At 38.1% G+C, this 278-nt stretch carries 1 pseudogene; it reads right to left on the reverse strand.

Annotation, left to right across the window (positions count from 1 at the left end):
- Positions 1 to 217: pseudogene (locus tag ACLI50_RS22665) on the reverse strand (hypothetical protein); the annotation flags it as partial.
- Positions 218 to 278 lie beyond the last annotated feature (61 nt).

Here is a 278-nt window from a genome sequence, read left to right on the forward strand (position 1 = left end):
CCGAAATCACTACAGCCATATTGTCAGGATAATCTTTCATGTAAATCCAGATATCCGTTGCGTCCGAATGTTTGATCACATTGGTAGTAAACTCCTGAATAATTCTGTACAGCTGTACTTCCACTTTACCGTTCTTTGTTGTAATTACAATTACACCGTTAAGTCCTCTTTCTCCGTATAAAGCAGAAGCAGCAGCTTTTGGCTTCAACAGCTTCATTGATCAGCATTGAAATGATTCTTAAAAAGATCTGTTGATATAAAGCTTCGTCTTTCCGAGC

It is taken from the genome of Chryseobacterium cupriresistens, assembly GCF_046614675.1.
Taxonomy (GTDB): Bacteria; Bacteroidota; Bacteroidia; order Flavobacteriales; family Weeksellaceae; genus Chryseobacterium; species Chryseobacterium cupriresistens.